At 68.3% G+C, this 16,870-nt stretch carries 17 protein-coding genes; 5 read left to right on the top strand and 12 right to left on the bottom strand.

The window, feature by feature from the left end; all coding sequences use genetic code 11:
• Positions 1 to 43 precede the first annotated feature (43 nt).
• Entirely contained in the window at positions 44 to 1,432 is a 1,389-nt protein-coding gene (locus AC1Q5B_RS02565) for an MATE family efflux transporter (RefSeq protein WP_492630174.1), read from the top strand.
• 49 nt (positions 1,433 to 1,481) lie between these two features.
• Positions 1,482 to 3,386: a signal peptide peptidase SppA gene (gene sppA / locus AC1Q5B_RS02560; RefSeq protein ID WP_492630173.1), complete on the top strand. Its 1,905-nt coding sequence runs from the start codon at positions 1,482 to 1,484 to the stop codon at positions 3,384 to 3,386.
• A gap of 160 nt (positions 3,387 to 3,546) precedes the next feature.
• On the opposite strand, the gene AC1Q5B_RS02555 is transcribed toward sppA, so the two are convergent.
• Positions 3,547 to 3,675: a hypothetical protein gene (locus tag AC1Q5B_RS02555; protein WP_492630172.1), complete on the bottom strand. Its 129-nt coding sequence runs from the start codon at positions 3,673 to 3,675 to the stop codon at positions 3,547 to 3,549.
• 58 nt (positions 3,676 to 3,733) lie between these two features.
• Between AC1Q5B_RS02555 and AC1Q5B_RS02550 the strand changes: the two genes are divergently transcribed.
• Together AC1Q5B_RS02550 and AC1Q5B_RS02545 are read left to right on the top strand one after the other, a co-directional pair.
• Complete coding sequence (locus AC1Q5B_RS02550) at positions 3,734 to 4,510, top strand: SDR family oxidoreductase (RefSeq protein ID WP_492630171.1); 777 nt, start codon at positions 3,734 to 3,736, stop codon at positions 4,508 to 4,510.
• 32 nt (positions 4,511 to 4,542) lie between these two features.
• A complete protein-coding gene (locus tag AC1Q5B_RS02545; protein WP_492630170.1) occupies positions 4,543 to 4,971 on the top strand; it encodes a hypothetical protein in 429 nt (142 codons plus the stop codon).
• Here AC1Q5B_RS02545 and AC1Q5B_RS02540 read toward each other — a convergent pair.
• The 11 genes from AC1Q5B_RS02540 to AC1Q5B_RS02490 all read right to left on the bottom strand — a co-directional run bounded on the left by AC1Q5B_RS02540 (position 4,968) and on the right by AC1Q5B_RS02490 (position 16,210).
• Complete coding sequence (locus AC1Q5B_RS02540) at positions 4,968 to 5,627, bottom strand: hypothetical protein (RefSeq protein WP_492630169.1); 660 nt, start codon at positions 5,625 to 5,627, stop codon at positions 4,968 to 4,970. The two genes, AC1Q5B_RS02545 and AC1Q5B_RS02540, sit on opposite strands and share 4 nt — an antisense overlap.
• 311 nt (positions 5,628 to 5,938) lie before the next feature.
• Complete coding sequence (locus AC1Q5B_RS02535; RefSeq protein ID WP_492630168.1) at positions 5,939 to 6,604, bottom strand: DUF4124 domain-containing protein; 666 nt, start codon at positions 6,602 to 6,604, stop codon at positions 5,939 to 5,941.
• Positions 6,601 to 7,326, bottom strand: a complete 726-nt coding sequence (locus tag AC1Q5B_RS02530) for a hypothetical protein (RefSeq protein ID WP_492630167.1) — start codon at positions 7,324 to 7,326, stop codon at positions 6,601 to 6,603. Before AC1Q5B_RS02530 ends, AC1Q5B_RS02535 begins: the two co-directional genes overlap by 4 nt.
• 60 nt (positions 7,327 to 7,386) lie before the next feature.
• On the bottom strand, positions 7,387 to 7,950 hold the full coding sequence (gene tsaC / locus AC1Q5B_RS02525; RefSeq protein WP_492630166.1) for an L-threonylcarbamoyladenylate synthase type 1 TsaC: 564 nt from the start codon (positions 7,948 to 7,950) through the stop codon (positions 7,387 to 7,389).
• Between the two features lie 21 nt (positions 7,951 to 7,971).
• Positions 7,972 to 10,470, bottom strand: coding sequence for a DNA topoisomerase I (locus AC1Q5B_RS02520; protein WP_492630165.1), 2,499 nt, complete (start codon positions 10,468 to 10,470; stop codon positions 7,972 to 7,974).
• A gap of 208 nt (positions 10,471 to 10,678) precedes the next feature.
• Positions 10,679 to 11,656 (bottom strand): RDD family protein, encoded by a 978-nt coding sequence (locus AC1Q5B_RS02515; protein ID WP_492630164.1) that lies wholly within the window; start codon positions 11,654 to 11,656, stop codon positions 10,679 to 10,681.
• A complete protein-coding gene (locus AC1Q5B_RS02510) occupies positions 11,653 to 12,543 on the bottom strand; it encodes an RDD family protein (protein WP_492630163.1) in 891 nt (296 codons plus the stop codon). The genes AC1Q5B_RS02515 and AC1Q5B_RS02510 overlap by 4 nt, the downstream gene beginning before the upstream one ends.
• 51 nt (positions 12,544 to 12,594) lie before the next feature.
• Positions 12,595 to 13,332, bottom strand: a complete 738-nt coding sequence (locus AC1Q5B_RS02505; protein WP_492630162.1) for a GYF domain-containing protein — start codon at positions 13,330 to 13,332, stop codon at positions 12,595 to 12,597.
• Positions 13,333 to 13,358: 26 nt separating this feature from the next.
• Positions 13,359 to 13,832, bottom strand: coding sequence for a DUF494 family protein (locus tag AC1Q5B_RS02500; protein ID WP_213604371.1), 474 nt, complete (start codon positions 13,830 to 13,832; stop codon positions 13,359 to 13,361).
• Positions 13,829 to 15,007 (bottom strand): DNA-processing protein DprA, encoded by a 1,179-nt coding sequence (gene dprA / locus AC1Q5B_RS02495; protein WP_492630161.1) that lies wholly within the window; start codon positions 15,005 to 15,007, stop codon positions 13,829 to 13,831. The genes AC1Q5B_RS02500 and dprA overlap by 4 nt, the downstream gene beginning before the upstream one ends.
• Before the next feature lie 78 nt (positions 15,008 to 15,085).
• Positions 15,086 to 16,210 carry a LysM peptidoglycan-binding domain-containing protein gene (locus tag AC1Q5B_RS02490; protein WP_492630160.1) on the bottom strand — a complete coding sequence of 375 codons (1,125 nt, stop codon included), beginning with the start codon at positions 16,208 to 16,210 and terminating at the stop codon, positions 15,086 to 15,088.
• 132 nt (positions 16,211 to 16,342) lie between these two features.
• On the opposite strand from AC1Q5B_RS02490, the gene def reads away from it, so the two are divergent.
• Complete coding sequence (gene def / locus AC1Q5B_RS02485; protein ID WP_492630159.1) at positions 16,343 to 16,855, top strand: peptide deformylase; 513 nt, start codon at positions 16,343 to 16,345, stop codon at positions 16,853 to 16,855.
• Positions 16,856 to 16,870 lie beyond the last annotated feature (15 nt).

The following is a 16,870-nucleotide window of genomic DNA, read 5'->3' as shown; positions in this document are numbered from 1 at the left end:
GCCAGCGCGATGCCGCGCGACCGCAGTCCGGCGGTTGAACCTCATGTCCCTCTCCTCCTCCCCGACCCCGCGCTTCGGCCAGGAAGTGCGCGCGACGGCGACGCTCGCCCTGCCGCTGGTGCTGGGCCATGTCTCCACCGGCCTGATCGGCTTCGTCGACAACGTCATCGCCGGCCACCACGCCACCGCCACGCTGGCGGCCGTCACCGTGGGCACCGCGCTGCTGTGGCTGCCGATGATGGTGCCGATCGGCACGCTGATCTCGCTGACCGCCTCGGTCTCGCAGCTCGACGGCGCCCAACGGCGCGACGAGATCGCGCCGCTGTTCCGGCAGGCGCTGTGGCTGTCGCTGGGCCTGGGCCTGCTGATGTTCGCCTTCCTCAGCGTCGCGCCGTACGCGCTGGCGGCGTTCGGCATCGCGCCGGACATCATTCCCGGCGCCACCGCCTTCCTGCACGGCATCCGCTGGGGCGTGCCCGCGCTGACGTTCTACTTCTGCATGCGCTACCTCAGCGAAGGCACGCACTGGACGCTGCCGACCATGATCCTGGGCTTCGGCGGCCTGCTGGTGCTGGCGCCGGTCGGCTACGTGCTCGCGTTCGGCAAGCTCGGCTTCCCCGAGATGGGCGCCGGCGGCCTCGGGATCGCGTCGGCGCTGACGATGTGGGTGCAGGCGATCGCGTTCGCGATCTACCTGACGCGTGCGCGCCGCTTCGCTGACCTGCAGCTGTTCGCGCGCTTCGATCCGCCGCGCCGCGCGCCGATCATGCAACTGCTGCGCACCGGCCTGCCGATCGGCATCACCGTGCTGATGGAAGGCAGCCTCTTCATCGTCACCGCGCTGCTGATCGCGCGCCTGGGCGCCACGCCGGCGGCGGCGCACCAGATCGCCATCAACGTGTCGGCGCTGTGCTTCATGATCCCGATGGGCGTAGCGGAGGCCACCACCGTGCGCGTGGGCCATGCGGTCGGCGCCGGTAATACGCAGGGCATCCGCCGCGCCGCGCACGCGGGCTACGTCATCGTGCTGGCCACGCAAGCGGTCTCGGCGCTGTTCCTGCTGCTGGGCCACGACCTGGTGGTGTCGCTGTACACCGACGACCTGGCGGTGGCCGCTCTGGCCGGCACACTGCTGCTGTTCGCTGCGGCGTTCCAGTTCCCCGACGGCATCCAGGTGCTGTCGGCGGGCGCGCTGCGCGGGCTGAAGGACACCCGCGTACCGATGTGGCTGGCCGTGTGCGCCTACTGGGGCCTGGGCATGCCGCTCGGGGCCGGGCTGGGCCTCGGGCTCGGCTGGGGCCCGCAGGGCATGTGGCTGGGCCTGATCGTCGGCCTGACCGCCGCGGCGGTGCTGCTGGGCTGGCGCTTCGAGCGCAGCAGCCGGCGCTGGTCCGCCGCTCCCGCCGCGGTCACGGTGACCAACGGGGCATGAAACCCTCACGCGCGCACGCTACAGTGGCCCCAGTTCCCCGGAGTTGTCCATGAACCAAGTCGCACCCCCGCCGCGTCGCAGCCCCGTCGTCGCCTTCTTCGTCGGCCTGTGGGACGTGATGAACTTCACCCGCAAGCTGGTCCTCAACCTGATCTTCTTCGGCCTGCTGTTCCTGGTCTTCATCGTGTTCGTCATCGCCGCCGGCAGCGGTGGGGTGAAGCCGCTGATGGAGCGCACCACCTTCGTGCTGGCGCCGGAAGGCCGCCTGGTGGAGCAGTTCACCACCGATCCCGCCACCCGCGCGCTGGCCAAGGCGCTGGGCGACAAGGCCGCCAATGAGGTGCAGCTGCGCGACCTGCTGCGCGCCATCGAGGCGGCGCAGAAGGACGACAAGGTCGAGCGCATGCTGTTGCGCGTGGACCAGTTGCAGCCCACCGGTTACGCCTCGCTGCGCGAAGTCGCCGCCGCACTGGCGAAGTTCCGCGCCTCGGGCAAGCAGATCGTGGCCTTCGGCGAGAACATGAGCCAGACGCAGTACCTGCTTGCCGCGCAGGCCAACGAGGTCTACATCGACCCGATGGGCAGCCTGGTGCTCGAGGGCCTGGGCCGCTATCGCCAGTACTACCGCGAAGGCCTGAAGGACAAGCTGGGCGTGGACGTGCACCTGTTCAAAGTGGGCGAATACAAGTCCGCCGCCGAACCCTACGTGCTGGACGCCGCCTCCAAGGAAGCCAAGGAAGCCGACCTGTTCTGGATGAACGACGTGTGGCAGCGGATGCTGGCCGACATCGCCAAGGTCCGCAAGACGACGCCCGAAGCGCTGGCCGCCGGCATCGACACGCTGCCCGAAGGGGTTGCCGCGGCCGGTGGCGATCTGGCCAAGTACGCCCTGCAGCAGAAGCTGGTGGACGGTCTGAAGACGCAGGAGGAAGTCGAGAACCTGCTGATCGAGCGCGGCGTGGCCGATGAGGATTCCGAGACCGGCTTCCGTGCGATCGGCCTTGCCGGTTACCTGACCCAGCTCGACGCCAGGAAGAACCCGCTCGACAAGCGTCCGCAGGTGGCGGTGGTCGTGGCCGAGGGCGAGATCACCGACGGCGACCAGCCGGCCGGCCGCGTCGGTGGCCTGTCCACCTCGGCCCTGCTGCGCGAGGCGCGCGAGGACGACGACGTGAAGGCGGTCGTGCTACGCGTGGATTCGCCCGGTGGCGGCGTGTACGCCTCGGAGCAGATCCGCCGCGAAGTGGCGGCGCTGAAGAAGGCCGGCAAGCCGGTCGTCGTGTCGATGGGCGACCTGGCGGCATCGGGTGGTTACTGGATCAGCATGAATGCCGATCGCATCTACGCCGACCCGTCCACCATCACCGGTTCGATCGGCATCTTCGGCGTGATCCCCACCGTGCCGCGCACGCTGGAGAAGATCGGCGTGCGCACCGATGGCGTGGGCACGACCCGTTTCGCCGGCGCATTCGATATCACCCGTCCGCTGGACCCGGCCGTGGGCCAGGTGATCCAGTCGGTCATCGACAAGGGCTACGCCGATTTCACCGGCAAGGTCGCGGAAGCGCGCAAGAAGCCGGTCGAAGAGGTCGACGCCGTCGCCCGTGGCCGCGTGTGGAGCGGCGCGCAGGCGAAGGAGCGTGGTCTGGTGGACGAACTCGCCGGCTTCGATGCGGCGGTCGCCGATGCCGCGAAGCGCGCCAAGCTGGGCGACGCCGATGCGTACCGCGTGCGCTATATCGAAAAGGTGTCCTCGCCGTTCTCGCAGTTCATGTCGGGCTTCGCCGGCAGCCGGATCGGCGCGGCATGGCTCAAGGATTCCGATTTCGCGCGTGCGTTGCTGGCGCGCAGCATGCCGGAGATGGAAGCGCAGTTGCGCTTCGTCGAGGAAGCCGTCAACGACCGCAACGGTGCCCCGGTGAAGAGCCTGGCGTACTGCTTCTGCGGGTTCTGATTCCCGTCACCGCTGGTTGATCGACGGGCCGCGCGGGCGACTGCGCGGCCCGTTGCGTTTACAGCGCCGCGCGCGACCGCCCTTCTGTTCCCCGCAGGCGGGGGGACTTCGCAATTGCATGGTGCGCGCGGATCGGCGGTGCGCCGCTAACCGATGCGGCTCAGCCTTTCACGCTGTCCGCATCCGCCTGTGGTTCCGGCGGTTCGTCGGTCGGTGGTGGTTCGGGCGCGCGGCAGGCGGCGCAGGCCAACAGCAGCATGGCGAGCAGGGTGAGGCGGATCCGGATCATGGCGACGGTCCTCCCGTAGGGTGGCGCTATGCTACGCCCATCGACGAAGGAGGCGCATGTGGCGGCGAACCGGTGGCGGCTGGATGGACAACGGGCACTGGTGACCGGCGCCAGCGCCGGCATCGGCCTGGCGATCACGCGCGAACTGCTGGGGCTGGGCGCCGACGTGTTGATGGTCGCGCGCGACGTCGACGCGTTGCAGGACGCACGCGCCGATCTGGGCGAGGAATTCCCCGAGCGCGGGATCGGCACGTTGGCCGCCGATGTCGCCGACGACGAGGACCGCCGCGCCATCCTCGACTGGGTGGAAGACCATGGCGACGGCCTCAACATCCTGGTCAACAACGCCGGCGGCAACGTCACCCGCGCGGCGGTGGATTACACCGAGGACGAGTGGCGCGGCATCTTCGAAACCAACCTGTTCTCGGCCTTCGAACTCTCGCGCTACGCGCATCCGCTGCTCACGCGGCATGCGGCCTCGTGCATCGTCAACGTCGGCAGCGTGTCCGGCATCACCGCGGTGCGCAGCGGCGCACCGTACGGCATGACCAAGGCCGCGCTGCACCAGCTCACCCGCAACCTCGCCGCCGAATGGGCCGAGGACGGTGTGCGCGTCAACGCGGTGGCGCCATGGTACATCCGCACGCGCCGCACTTCCGGGCCGCTGTCGGATGCGGACTACTACGATGGAGTGATCGAGCGCACTCCGATGCGCCGCATCGGCGAACCCGAGGAGGTCGCCGGCGCTGTCGCCTTCCTGTGTCTGCCTGCGTCGAGCTACGTCACCGGCGAATGCATCGCGGTGGATGGCGGGTTCCTGCGTTACGGCTTCTGACGACGGAGATGCGCATCGGCAAGCGGACGGGGATGGCTGCGATGCTGGTCATCGCGATGGCGTCCTGCGCCTCGGTGTCCGTACCGCTGGCGCCTGACGCCTTCCGGCTGGAGATCCGCGACAATCCTTCGGAGCTTCGCTTCGACGTGGAACTGCAGTCGTACCATGATCGCGCGCTGTGCGTGTCCAGCAACAACTGGCCACTCTCCGGGGGCACGCTGCGTGCCGAGAACACAGGGGTGTACCTGGAGACCGCGGCGGGCATCCTGCCGCTCCAGGGGCCGTTCGTCAGTGTCTACTGCCCCGGTGGTTGCGGCGAAGTGCGCGTCGAAGCCGGCGCAACGATGTCCGGCTTCTTCGCTTACAGTGCGTTCGGCGATGCCGACCGCATCGCCGCGGATCCCAGCAGGCAGCTTCACTACGCGCTGGCGCCCCAGGCCTGCCGTCGATCCGTGCGCTAGGGCTTCTGAGGCGTCGCTTCCGGCGCGCTGAAGACCACGCGGCCGTCGGCATCCAGCACTTCGATGCGCGCATCGCCGGCGCGGTCCACGCGCAGGCGGATGCGGTCCTTGCCGCTGGCATCGGCCAGCAGGATCTCGGCGTCGTTGTGCTGGTTCTGGATCGCGATGCGGCGCGTGGCCTGCTTGGCCGCGTCCAGCACCTTCACGTGCGACGGGACGGCCTGGTTGATCTGCAGGCCGCTGCTGATCGGCTCGCCGTCGGCGCCGATGCGCGTCATCAGTCCGATGGCGTCCATGTTGGGATTGTCGAAGGCGAGCGCGGAGACCTTGCCGGCGTCCACGTCGGTCAGCGCCAGTCCGCCGACCTCGTTGCCCTTGCGGTCGTAGAACACCAGGCCGGCGGGCGTGACCGCGCGCTTGAAGGTCTCGCCGTTCAACATGGGCGGTGGGAAACGCTGCTGGTTGGCCAGCACGACGCGCGTCGTGCCGTCCGCGTCCACGATGTCCAGCCGCTCCACCGACAGCCGCTCGAAATGCGGATCCGGTGCCTTGAAGGCCGTCAGCAGCAAGGCGACGAAGGCGAGGGTCAGCGCGGCAGCGTAGAGGCGCAGTACACGCATCTCGCGTTGCAGGCGGTACATCGGGTCGTGCGGCATCGGAGGTCCTTGCGAAGGGAAGCCGCGGATTCTAGCGGTCGTGTTGCAGTGCGTGCGGCAGAATCCGTGGTCGGCATGGTCCACTGCCGAGGCGATGGTCCGCGCGCTCGTCCATGCGCCGGTTGCGCGCGCGACCGGACGCGACGAACACGCCGCGCACGTCCTGGGGATCTATCCCCGTGAGGGTGTCGACGGGCACGACCCGATGCGGGCAAGCGCGTGTTGCCGATGCATGTGGTGGTGGCCGACATGCAGGAACGGGTTACGCGATGCGTGGCCGTTGCGGTGGCTGGTGCGCGGCTGAGCGCGGTTTACTGCCCGCAGCTGCTTTCGGCGACGATGCGGGCGACGCGCTCGTACTCGGCGCGGTTCTTCTCGGCGTTTTCGGGGCGGGCGAAGCGGAAGGCGACTTCGGTTTCGTCGCGACGCTTCTTCCATGCCTCGCACAGTGCGCCGTCCGGCACGCGTGCGCAGGTATCGCGGACCACTTCGCAGGCCTCGCCGGCGCCGGACTGCGGATTGCCGTCCAGGCCCACGGTGCGCAACGACACACAGCGCGAGGCGGGGATGACGTCCTCGGTGACGTAGCGATCATTGTCGTAGGTGGTGCACTGGAACATCACCGGCGGCGGCAGGCGACGCAGGTCCGACGATGGCGCCGCCGGTTCGCTGGCGCTCGCTGCAGCAGGCGTGGGCGGCGGGGTGGACGCCGGTGCCGGCGCAGGTGTCGCGGGGCTGGCGGGCGCGACGGTACCGGTCTGGCCTGGCGCCATCGGTACCGTGTTGACGCCCTGCATGGTGCGCGCTTCCTGCTTCATGCCCTTGGGGCATGGCGAGTTCTGCAGCGTCAGTGCGCCGCTGGCATCGGTGCAGCGGTAGATGACGACGTCCGCGTGGGCGGACGGCGCCGCGAGGGACCAGCAAAGACCGGCCAGGCAAAGCGCGGCAAGGGAACGTGCGAAGGGGTTCATGCTCATCTGCAATCGTTGGCCATGCGCGCATCGATGCCGCGCTGTTCCAAGTCTAGCGTGCGGCGCTCGCTGGGCATCGCCGCACCGTAGCGGCGCAGGATCTCGTAACGCCGATCGGACAGGCGCGCGCAGACTTCTTCCTGCGGCAGCGGATGACAGGTGTCGCGCACCCACGTGCCGCCGGGCATGAACACGGGGACATGGCCGTGAGGGTGGCCGCCGCCCGGCGGGCGCGACGGCCGACTGTCGCCGCTCTGGAACGAGAGGTTGCCATTGCCGATCGCCACTTGGCCCGAGACGCTTCCGCCGGTTCCGCGCGGCCAGACCGGGTATGCCGGGTAGGCGGAATACGCCACGCCGTAAGGCACCCAGCGCGGGTTGCCGTCGTCGTCGTCGCTGGTATAGGTCTGTCCCTCCGCCGTCGTGCATTCGTACATCGGCTTGGGCGGACTGAGGTAGACGACACGCGTCGTCGGCGGGGCGGGCGAGGCCGGTGGCGCAGGCGTCGGTGCAGCGACCGTGGGACGGGGCGGCGGATCCTGCGGTCGCTGCATCGCACGCACTTCCTGCTTCTCGCCCTTCAGGCACGGCGAGTCGCGCAGGGCGACGGTGCCGTTGGCGGCGACGCAGCGGTAGATGGTTACCTGGGTGCCGGGAGGTGCCTGCGCGTGCGCGGCGGACGGCGTGGCCGCCAGCAGCGACAGCAACAGGGAAAGGGCGGGGCGCATGTCCCCATGGTGCGCGTCGGGGCGGGGGATGGGAAGGCGAGGGTGCGGCCCGTATGGCCTTCAGTCACGCAGCGAGGCGCCCGTAAGCGCATCGCGGATCGCGGTGGGCCGTTCCAGGCCTCCGGTGTCGCCGGGGACCAGCGCATCGACGCGCTGCAGCAGGGCGGGGTCCAGCTCGGCGTGGTGGCGCACCGCCGGCTGGCCGCTGAGGTTGGCGCTGGTGGATACCAGCGCGCCGCCATAGGCCTGGCACAGGCCGACCACGATCGGGTGCTGGCTGACCCGCACGGCGATGCCGCGGTGCGCACCGGTGACCCAGCGCGGCGCCTGCGTGGTGGCGGGCATGATCCACGTGTGCGGGCCGGGCCAGCTGGACAGCACCTCGGTCAGGCGCTCGGTGGGTACGGCCGACACGTCGATCAGCGGCTTGAGCTGTTCCAGCGTGGCGGCGATCAGGATCAGGCCCTTGTCGACCGGGCGCTGCTTGATCGCCAGCAGGCGGTGCACGGCGCCTTCGTCGAACGGATCGCAACCCAGGCCCCACACGGCTTCGGTGGGGTAGGCGACGACGCCACCACTGCGGATCACTTCCGCGGCTTCCTCGATGGTCCTTTCGATCGGCATGGTCTGGGCGTCGTGGTGGAATCAGAAGGGCGCGTCGTCTCCGGCGACCGCCTTGGAGGCGGCCTTCTTCACCGTCGTCTTCTTGGTCGCGGCCTTCTTCGTGGCGGTCTTCTTGGCGGCTTTCTTCGCGGCCTTCTTGGCCGGCGCTTTCTTGGCGGCGGCCTTCTTGGGCGTGGCCTCTTTCTTCACTGCCGTCTTCTTGGCAGCGGTCTTCTTGCCGAAGCCCTTGCGCACCGGCTTGCCGGTTTCCTCGAGCAGTTTCTGCACTTCCTCGAACGTCAGCGATGCCGGCTCGCGGTCCTTGGGGATCTTGCCGTTGAGCCTGCCGTCGCTGATGTACGGGCCGAAGCGGCCGTTCAGCACCTGGATGTCGCTGCCGTCGAATTCCTTGATGATCCGGTTGCGCGCGATCTCTTCCTTCTCTTCGATCAGGAACACCGCGCGGGCCAGGTCGATCGTGTACGGATCGTCTTCCTTCTTCAGCGAGGCGTAGGTGCTGCCGCGCTTGGCGAACGGGCCGAAGCGGCCGATGCCGACGCTGACCTCCTCGTCCTTGTCCTGGCCCAGCTTGCGCGGCAGCTTGAACAGCTCCAGCGCGTCTTCCAGGGTGATGGTGTGCATCGACTGGCCGGGACGCAGCGAGGCGAACTCCAGCTTCTCGTCGGTGTCCTTGTCGCCGATCTGCGCATACGGCCCGTAACGGCCCAGGCGCACGCTGACCGGCTTGCCGGACTTGGGATCGGTGCCCAGCTCGCGCGCGCCGGTGGCTTCGCTGCGGTCGACCGTTTCGGCCTTCTCGTCCACCAGCTCCTTGAACGGGCCCCAGAACTTTTCCATCAGCGGGACCCACTCCTCCTCGCCGCGGGAGACGGCGTCGAGCTCGTCCTCCAGCTTGGCGGTGAAGTCGTAGTCGACGTACTGGGTGAAGTGGCCGGACAGGAACTTGCTGACCGCGCGGCCGACATCGCTGGGCTTGAAGGCACGGCCTTCCATTTCCACGTACTTGCGGAAGATCAGCGTCTGGATGATCGAAGCGTAGGTCGAGGGACGGCCGATGCCGTATTCCTCGAGCGCCTTCACCAGCGCCGCTTCGGTGAAGCGCGGCGGCGGCTGGGTGAAATGCTGGTCGGCGTGGATGCGGTCCAGCGGCACGCTGTCGCCGGGCTTCATCGGCGGCAGCTTGCGGCCTTCGTCGTCGTCCTCGGCGTTCTTGGTGTCCTTGCCTTCCTCGTACACGGCCAGGAAGCCGGGATCGACCACGGTCGTGCCGCTGGCGCGGAAGCTGTGCTGGCTGCCTGCGGCCAGGTCGACGCTGACGGTGTTCAGCGTGGCCGGCACCATCTGGCAGGCGACGGCGCGCTTCCAGATCAGGTCGTACAGCTTGCGCTCGTCGTCGCTCAGGTACTTGGCCACCTGCGCGGGTGTGCGCAGCGCACTGGTCGGGCGCACGGCTTCGTGCGCTTCCTGCGCGTTCTTCGACTTGGTGACGTAGACGTTGGGTTTGTCCGGCAGCGCCTGCGTGCCGTAGTCGCGCGCGATGACGTCGCGGATCTCGGCCAGCGCATCCTGCGACAGGCTGACCGAGTCGGTACGCATGTAGCTGATCAGGCCGACCGTGCCTTCGTCGCCGATGGCCACGCCTTCGTACAGCTTCTGCGCGACCTGCATGGTCTTGCGGGTGGTGAAGCCGAGCTTGCGCGAGGCTTCCTGCTGCAGCGTCGAGGTGGTGAACGGCGGCGCGGGACGGCGCTTGCGTTCCTTGCTGGTCACGTCGGTGACGTGCAGCGCGCCCTGCGCGGCCTGCTGGATGCGCAGGCGCGCGGCCTCGGCGGTATCGCCGTCGGTAACGGTGAACTGTTCGAACTTCTGGCCGTCCAGCTTCGTCAGCTTGGCGGTGAAGGCCTGGCGTGGATGCGCGCACTCGGCCTCGATGCTCCAGTATTCGCGCGCAACGAAGGCTTCGATCTCTTCCTCGCGCTCGACGATCATGCGCAGCGCCGGCGACTGCACGCGGCCGGCGGACAGGCCGCGCTGCACCTTGCGCCACAGCACCGGCGACAGGTTGAAGCCGACCAGGTAGTCCAGCGCGCGGCGCGCCTGCTGGGCGTCGACCAGGTCGCCGGCGATCTGGCGCGGCTGGGTCATCGCTTCCTTGATCGCGCGCGGGGTGATCTCGGTGAATACCACCCGGTGCAGCGGCTTGTCCTTGAGCAGGCCGCGCTCCTTCAGGATCTCCGCGATATGCCAGCTGATCGCCTCGCCTTCGCGGTCCGGGTCGGTCGCCAGGAAGATGTCGTCGGCGCCCTTGGCCGCCTTGGCGATGGCATCGACGTGCTTCTCGTTCTTCTCGATCAGGTCGTAGCGCATCGCGAACCCGTTGGCCGGGTCCACCGCACCTTCTTTCGGCACCAGGTCACGGACATGGCCGTAGGACGCCAGGACGGTGAAGTCCTTGCCGAGGTATTTGTTGATCGTCTTCGCCTTGGCGGGCGACTCGACGATGAGCAGGTGCTTGGGCATGTCAGGGATTCAGGGGAGTTCGGGTGGGCCGTCCGGGGCCGGCTAGGGTGCCCCGGATGAGGGCGCCAGAGAAGCGGACGCCCGGAGCGGGGGCCCCGGGCGTTCAGTTTCCTTTTTATAGTGGTGTCATGGCCGGGCCCGGCCTGTCAAGCCGGATAGGCCCGCCGGACGCCGGGGTCGCGACCCCGGTCACGCCCCGGGGGTCGGCTCAGCGGCCCATCGATGCAAAGGCGGCGATGCCGACGACGGCCAGGATGACGACGCCCACCAGCAGCAGGCCGAACAGCGCCAGGACCACGATGGCCACGGTGCCGAGCTCTTCTCGCTGCCGCTCCGGTTGCGAGGTGAAGGCCCACTTGTCCACCACCAGCGTGTCGCACATCAGGTCGTGCAGGGCCTGCTTGCGCTCGGTGAAGGCGGCCATGATCAGGCCGATGCACAGCAGCAGTGAACTGAGGAGGTAGGCCCAGTACCGGCCAAAGCCCCGAAGGAACGTGATCTTGTCGCCGTCGGTGCGCACCACCTTGATGCCGATGGCCAGCTTGCCGGGTGTGGCCAGCAGGCCGGCGCTGGAGTGGAACCAGGCGAAAACGATGGCACCCAGCAGGTAGGAGCTCAGCGTCTGCACCGCGTTGAACGTTTCAAGGTTGCTGAATCCGCCGCCGGCCAAGCCGCCGAGGATGGCCGCGATGATGCCTACCGGGATGCCGATCGCGAACGAATCGATGATGCTGGCCGCCACGCGTTTCCAGAAGCCGGCGTAGACCACATGGCCATCCCGGACCCCGTTGCCGTAGGCGCCGACGCCGATGTCGGCGCGCGGTGCGGTGTAGGGAGAGTCGCCGGGTGACACGGCCGCTTGCGCGCGCACGATGGCCTCGGGTTGGGCGTAACTCGGTTCGCTGGCCGTAAACACGGCACGGCCGGTCAGCGGACGCTCGACTTCCGCCTCGGTTGCGACCGGCGCGTCCCCTGCCTCGAGCGTGGGCGTGGACGGGGAAGGCGGCGTCAGGTCCAGCCGCAGTTCCGGTGCCACGTTGATCAGTGCGGTCCACTCCTGCATGCCTTCGCGCCAGACCAGCGAGGTCCGGCCGAGCGTGCCGTCGCGGAAGAGGTCGGCTATCGCGCCGGGGTCGACCGGGCCGTGCCGCTGTTGCTGCGCATCGACGTAGTACCACTGTGTCATGACATGCCCTTCATCATCATCGCGCCCATGAAGCCGTAGATCGCCAGGCTGCCGAGGATCATCAGCGCGGCCAGGACCAGGATCACGATGGTCACCACGCCCAGTTCGTCGCGCTGGCGTTCCGGGAACGCCGTGAAGGCCCATTTGTCGACCACCAGGGTGTCGCAGATCATGTCGTGCAGGGCCTGCTTGCGTTCGGTGAACGCGACCATCAGGCCGGAGATCAGCACGCCCAGGCCACAGGTGACCATGCTGAAGACGAGATAGGCGAGCGAGCGCAGGAAACCGCGCCAGAAGCCTGTCCGCTGGCCATCGGTCCGCACCACTTTGATGCCCACCGCCAGCTTGCCCAGGCTGGCCTGCAGCGACGAGGACTGCATCCAGCCGAAGTAGATGCAGGGCGCGAGGAACAGGATCGGATAGATGGCCAGCATCGAGGCGATGCCCGCGCCGGCCGCAAGCGGATTGTCGGAGCCGCCGGCACCCATGACGCCGACCCCGACGAGCATCAGCGGGATCATCAGCGCGTAACTGATGAGGGTGGTGACGATGCTGTCGATGCAGCTGGCGGCGAAACGTTTCCACAGGCCGGCATGCACGATGTGACCGGCGATGACGGGCTGGAACGAGGTCAGGTCCGCGGCAGGGGGCGTGTAGGGCGCATCCGCCGCCGGCACGTCGATATCGCCGAGGGTCGCTGGTGGTGCATCGAGAGACAGGCCGAGTTCGCTCGCCACCGTGGACAGCGGCTGCCAGTCCTGCAACCCATCCCGCCACACCAGCGTTGCCGGGCCGAGGCGCGCATGGCGCACGTGGCCCTCGAGTTCCTCGGCCGAGAACGGCCCTTGCCGCTGCCCGTTGGCATCGGCGTAGTACCACTGCGTCATTGCATCATTCCCCGGTGAAAACGCGGCCCACGTCGCCGCGCGGACGGTGCTTCAGCCCCGGCAGTCCAGCGGCAGCCACTTGTCGTCGATTTCCGACGAGCAATGCCATTCGCTGTTGTCGCTGCCGAGATCCCACCACAGTTTGCGGCCATCGATCTCTGCGTTGCCGGTGTTGCCGAATTCAAGCTCGAAGCCACAGGTGCCGTCGTCGAACTCGCCGACCACGGCGCGTGTCACATAGGTGCCGGCGTAGCTCTCGGGCGTGCCGATGGTGCCCTCGCCATTGCCTGGGCAGCGGCCCTCGGCGTCGAGGAAGGCCTTCACCTCGGTGCGCAATGCGAAGTTGTCGGTGACCGCCTGTGTGACCTTCGTGCGCAGCGTGTACTGCTGATAGGCCGGAAGTGCGATCGCGGCGAGGATCGCGCCGATGCCCAGGCAGGGCACCAGCAGCACGGCGGCGACGATCAACGCGATCTTGCCGCCGGACATGCGCGGTTTCGGCGTAAGCACACCGGATGTGCGCAGCAGACGTTCCTGCGCGGCGGCCGTGGCAGAGGGAGGCGTCGCCGCAGGGGGCACCGGAGGCGGTATGCCGTGGGTGTCCGTGGCGGCGGAATTCAGGCCGAGTTCGTCGGCAAACTCGCGCAGCGGTTGCCACTGCGCCATGCCATCGCGCCAGACCAGGCTGTCCAGCGCGACGCGGCCGAAACGGTAGTGGGTGACAAGTTCATCCGACGCGACCGGACCGTGCTGCTCACGGTTCCGGTCGGCGTAATACCAACCCGACATGCTTCCCCCTGAAGCGGATCAACGCCTCAGTGTACCGGCTCGGGCTCGTCGGCAAACATCTGGGTTTCCATCCACGCATAGGCGGCTTCGGAACCCGGCTGGTTGAACAGCACCATCAGGACGACCCACTTCAGGTCGTCGAGGTCCAGTTCGTCCTGGTCCAGCGCCATCGCGCGGTCCAGCACCAGCTCGCGCTGGTCGGCATCGAGGACGCCGTGCTGTTCGAGGAACAGCAGGAAGCCGCGGCATTCGACATCCAGCTTCTCGAGTTCCGGCCCGTGGAAGACGCGGGTCGGACCACCGGCGCGCGGCGTGGAGGCCGCGGGACGCTGGTCGGCCAGCGCATCGAGCCAGTCGAAAGCCTTGCTGATTTCGGTGGGGCTGAAGCCGGCCTGGATCAGGCCGTTCTGGAGAGAGTCGCGGTCGCGGACGGGGTCCGCGTCTTCGGTGAAGTAGTGTTCGAACAGATACAGCAGTACATCCAGGATGCTCTCTTTCATTGCCCCTCGGCCTGCGTCGACGACGCTGTGGAGGTGAAGAAACCGGTCTTTCTCTGGTATCGGCCGTGTTCCGCCGTTACTAAGCCATCCAGTTCCATGACCAGCAGCATGGAGGACAGTTCCGCGGCCGTCAATCGGGTGCGTGAGACAAGCTGATCCATACCTGTTGGGTCGTGGCCGAGTGCTTCCCACAAGGACTGGTAGTCGGCGTCCAGGCGCAAGGGCGTCTCACCGGGGCCTTGGATCACGTCCGATTCAGTCTGGCCGAGCCGGATGCGCAGGGCATTGGCAAGGTCGGCCGCCAGAGGGCCGAGGGCGTCGATGACCTCACGGGGCTCCTCCACCAGTGCCGCGCCGTCGCGGAGCAGGCGGTGGCAGCCGCGGGCCTTCGGGTTGTGGATCGATCCGGGGATGGCGAACACCTCGCGCCCCGCCTCGCCGGCCTGGCGGGCGGTGATCAGCGCGCCGGACTGCTCGGCCGCTTCCACGACCAGCGTGCCCAAACTCAGGCCGGCCAGGATCCGGTTGCGGGCAGGGAAGTGGCTGCGCAGCGCGGGCGTACCGGGCGGATGTTCGCTGACCACCGCGCCGAGCGCCGCCAGCCGGTCGCGCAGGCGGTCGTGTGCGGGCGGATACGCGACGTCGGGGCCGGTGCCGACGACGGCCACCGTGGTGCCACTGCCCACGGCCAGGGCCGCCTCGTGCGCCACGGCATCGATGCCCCGTGCCATGCCGCTGACCACGACGATGCCGGCCGCCGCCAGCGACCGCCCGAAGTAGTGCGCATTGTCGCGGCCGCCGCTGGTGGGCGTGCGGCTGCCGACGATGGCGACGGCGGGTCGCCAGAGGAGCGTGGGGTCGCCGTCGACGAACAGCGCCAGTGGCGGACTCGACATCGCGCGCAACGGCGCGGGGTAGTCCGGGTCGTGCCAGCCGACCAGATGATGGTCCGGCGCCTGCAACCAGTCCCGCGTGCGTGCCAGTGCGCCGTCGGCGTCCGCGGCCTGCAGGCGTGCGATCTGCGCCGCGTCCAGCCCCTCCGCCCGGCAAGCATCCGCGCCGGCAGCGAGCGCGGCGGCGGGAGATCCCCGTCGCTCCAGCAGGCGACGGCGTGGCAGGACGGGGCCGCCGGCCAGCACCAGCCGGGCCAGCGCGATCAGGTCGTCGTTGGGCATGCGGGCAGGGTAGGCCGCAGACGACGACGGCGCCCTCGGGCGCCGTCGCGGTCTTGCGTAGGACTTGCCTGACGCCCGTCAGTAGGTCGCGTCGGGGTGCTTCAGTTCATAGCCGACGCGGGTGGCGTCCACGCTCTCCATCACCAGCGCGTAGCTGACCTTGTCGAACGTGCGGAAGACCATCGCGTGGCTGGCGTACTCGTCCGGCAGGCTGACGCGGCCGGCGCCCGACTTGGTCGATTCGCTGATGCGCGAGGATCCCGGATGGGCCATGCGGTTGGCGGTATGGCTGCCATTGCGCCAGATGGAGAACACGGTACCGTTGTCCACACCGTTCAGGCGGCCGCCCGAAATGGCGATCACGTCGCGCGTTCCGCCCGACGTCAGGGCATCGGCCACGGCCAGCACGCGCAGCTTGCCGGCCGGATCGGTGGCAGGCGCATGCGGGAAGAAGTGCAGGTCGTACGGCTGCGCATCGACCGGAATCAGGCGGTCGCCCACGCGCACCTCGTGACCGCCGATATCGGCGACCAGCGTGCTGACCTCGGTGCCCGGCACGACGCCGCGGGTAAACGTGGCCACGTTGACCTTGGTCAGCTCGTAGCCGAGGAAGGCACCCTTGCCCGACTGTTCGACGATGTCCTTCCACTGGTCGACTTCGCCACGGATGGCGCGGCCGCGGAAGTCCAGATCCTGCGCACGCGGGTTGTCGGTGAACTTGGCGGTGGGACGCACGACCAGGAAGCGCTGGCCGGCTTGCGCGCCATCGAGGCCGCGCACGTAGATGTTGTGGCCACCCGAGCCGCGCAGGCGGTCCTCTTCCAGGCCGGCGACGTGCGGCAACTGGTCGAAGCTGTCGACGATGCGGCGGTCCTTCAGGTAGGCCTCGATGTCGGACAGCGGAACGGCATTGAGCGGCGCTTCCTGGCGCGGCCCCTGCTGGACCGCAACGCGATCCAGATAGGCCAGGCTGATGACGTCGCCCGGATAGATCAGGTGCGGGTTCTGGATCTGCGGGTTGGCCTGCCAGATTTCCGGCCACAGCCACGGCTTCTTGAGGAAGCGGGCCGAGATGTCCCAGAGCGTGTCGCCACGCTTGACCACATAGGTATCAGGATGGCGTTCCGCCATCTCGGCGGCAGCCGCATAGGTGCCGACGGTCAGCACCGCAACGGCGAAAACCGTACGAAAACATTTAAACATGGCGGTATCTACCTGATTCCCCGACAGGTGGTCAGCACTATAGTCCAGAAAACCCGGCGCAACGCAAGCGCCCGCGTTAGAATTCGTGAGGCCTTGCCGGATTCCACTGGCGCCCCCATCCCGAGACGTACCATGGCCCTGCTCCCTATCCTCGAATTCCCCGATCCGCGCCTGCGTACCAAGGCGGCACCGGTCGACGCCGGTCATGTGACGACGCCCGCATTCCAGCGCCTGCTCGACGACATGTTCGAGACCATGTACGACGCGCCCGGCATCGGCCTGGCCGCCAGCCAGGTGGACGTGCACCAGCGCTTCATGGTCATCGACATCAGCGAAGAGAAGAACCAGCCGCAGGTCTTCATCAATCCCGAGTTGAGCGACAAGACCGGCGAGCAGGTCTACCAGGAGGGCTGCCTGTCGGTGCCCGGCATCTTCGCCGACGTCACCCGTGCCGATGAGATCACCGTGCGCTTCCTCGACCGCCAGGGTCAGGCGCAGGAACTGCGCGCCGACGGTCTGCTGGCCGTGTGCATCCAGCACGAGATGGATCATCTGGACGGCAAGCTGTTCGTCGACTACCTCTCGCCGCTGAAGCGCGAGATGGTGCGCAAGAAGCTGGCCAAGCAACGCAAGCACGTGGCCTGATCGCCGCGCCGCGGA

The sequence above is a fragment of the Pseudoxanthomonas sp. GW835-FHT14C01 genome (genome assembly GCF_058793715.1).
Note: the sequence above shows the minus strand (reverse complement) of the source record. Positions and strands in the feature narration are given on the sequence as shown.

Excerpts from the sequence above, each read along its gene's own strand:
- AC1Q5B_RS02565 (WP_492630174.1), top strand. The coding sequence starts at position 44 with ATGTCCCTCTCCTCCTCCCCGACCCCGCGCTTCGGCCAGGAAGTGCGC.
- AC1Q5B_RS02490 (WP_492630160.1), bottom strand. The coding sequence starts at position 16,210 with ATGTTTAAATGTTTTCGTACGGTTTTCGCCGTTGCGGTGCTGACCGTC.
- AC1Q5B_RS02510 (WP_492630163.1), bottom strand. The coding sequence starts at position 12,543 with ATGACGCAGTGGTACTACGCCGATGCCAACGGGCAGCGGCAAGGGCCG.
- AC1Q5B_RS02500 (WP_213604371.1), bottom strand. The coding sequence starts at position 13,832 with ATGAAAGAGAGCATCCTGGATGTACTGCTGTATCTGTTCGAACACTAC.
- sppA (WP_492630173.1), top strand. The coding sequence starts at position 1,482 with ATGAACCAAGTCGCACCCCCGCCGCGTCGCAGCCCCGTCGTCGCCTTC.
- AC1Q5B_RS02520 (WP_492630165.1), bottom strand. The coding sequence starts at position 10,470 with ATGCCCAAGCACCTGCTCATCGTCGAGTCGCCCGCCAAGGCGAAGACG.
- def (WP_492630159.1), top strand. The coding sequence starts at position 16,343 with ATGGCCCTGCTCCCTATCCTCGAATTCCCCGATCCGCGCCTGCGTACC.
- AC1Q5B_RS02515 (WP_492630164.1), bottom strand. The coding sequence starts at position 11,656 with ATGACACAGTGGTACTACGTCGATGCGCAGCAACAGCGGCACGGCCCG.
- AC1Q5B_RS02530 (WP_492630167.1), bottom strand. The coding sequence starts at position 7,326 with ATGCGCCCCGCCCTTTCCCTGTTGCTGTCGCTGCTGGCGGCCACGCCG.
- dprA (WP_492630161.1), bottom strand. The coding sequence starts at position 15,007 with ATGCCCAACGACGACCTGATCGCGCTGGCCCGGCTGGTGCTGGCCGGC.
- AC1Q5B_RS02545 (WP_492630170.1), top strand. The coding sequence starts at position 4,543 with ATGGCTGCGATGCTGGTCATCGCGATGGCGTCCTGCGCCTCGGTGTCC.
- AC1Q5B_RS02555 (WP_492630172.1), bottom strand. The coding sequence starts at position 3,675 with ATGATCCGGATCCGCCTCACCCTGCTCGCCATGCTGCTGTTGGCCTGC.
- AC1Q5B_RS02540 (WP_492630169.1), bottom strand. The coding sequence starts at position 5,627 with ATGCCGCACGACCCGATGTACCGCCTGCAACGCGAGATGCGTGTACTG.
- AC1Q5B_RS02535 (WP_492630168.1), bottom strand. The coding sequence starts at position 6,604 with ATGAGCATGAACCCCTTCGCACGTTCCCTTGCCGCGCTTTGCCTGGCC.
- AC1Q5B_RS02505 (WP_492630162.1), bottom strand. The coding sequence starts at position 13,332 with ATGTCGGGTTGGTATTACGCCGACCGGAACCGTGAGCAGCACGGTCCG.
- tsaC (WP_492630166.1), bottom strand. The coding sequence starts at position 7,950 with ATGCCGATCGAAAGGACCATCGAGGAAGCCGCGGAAGTGATCCGCAGT.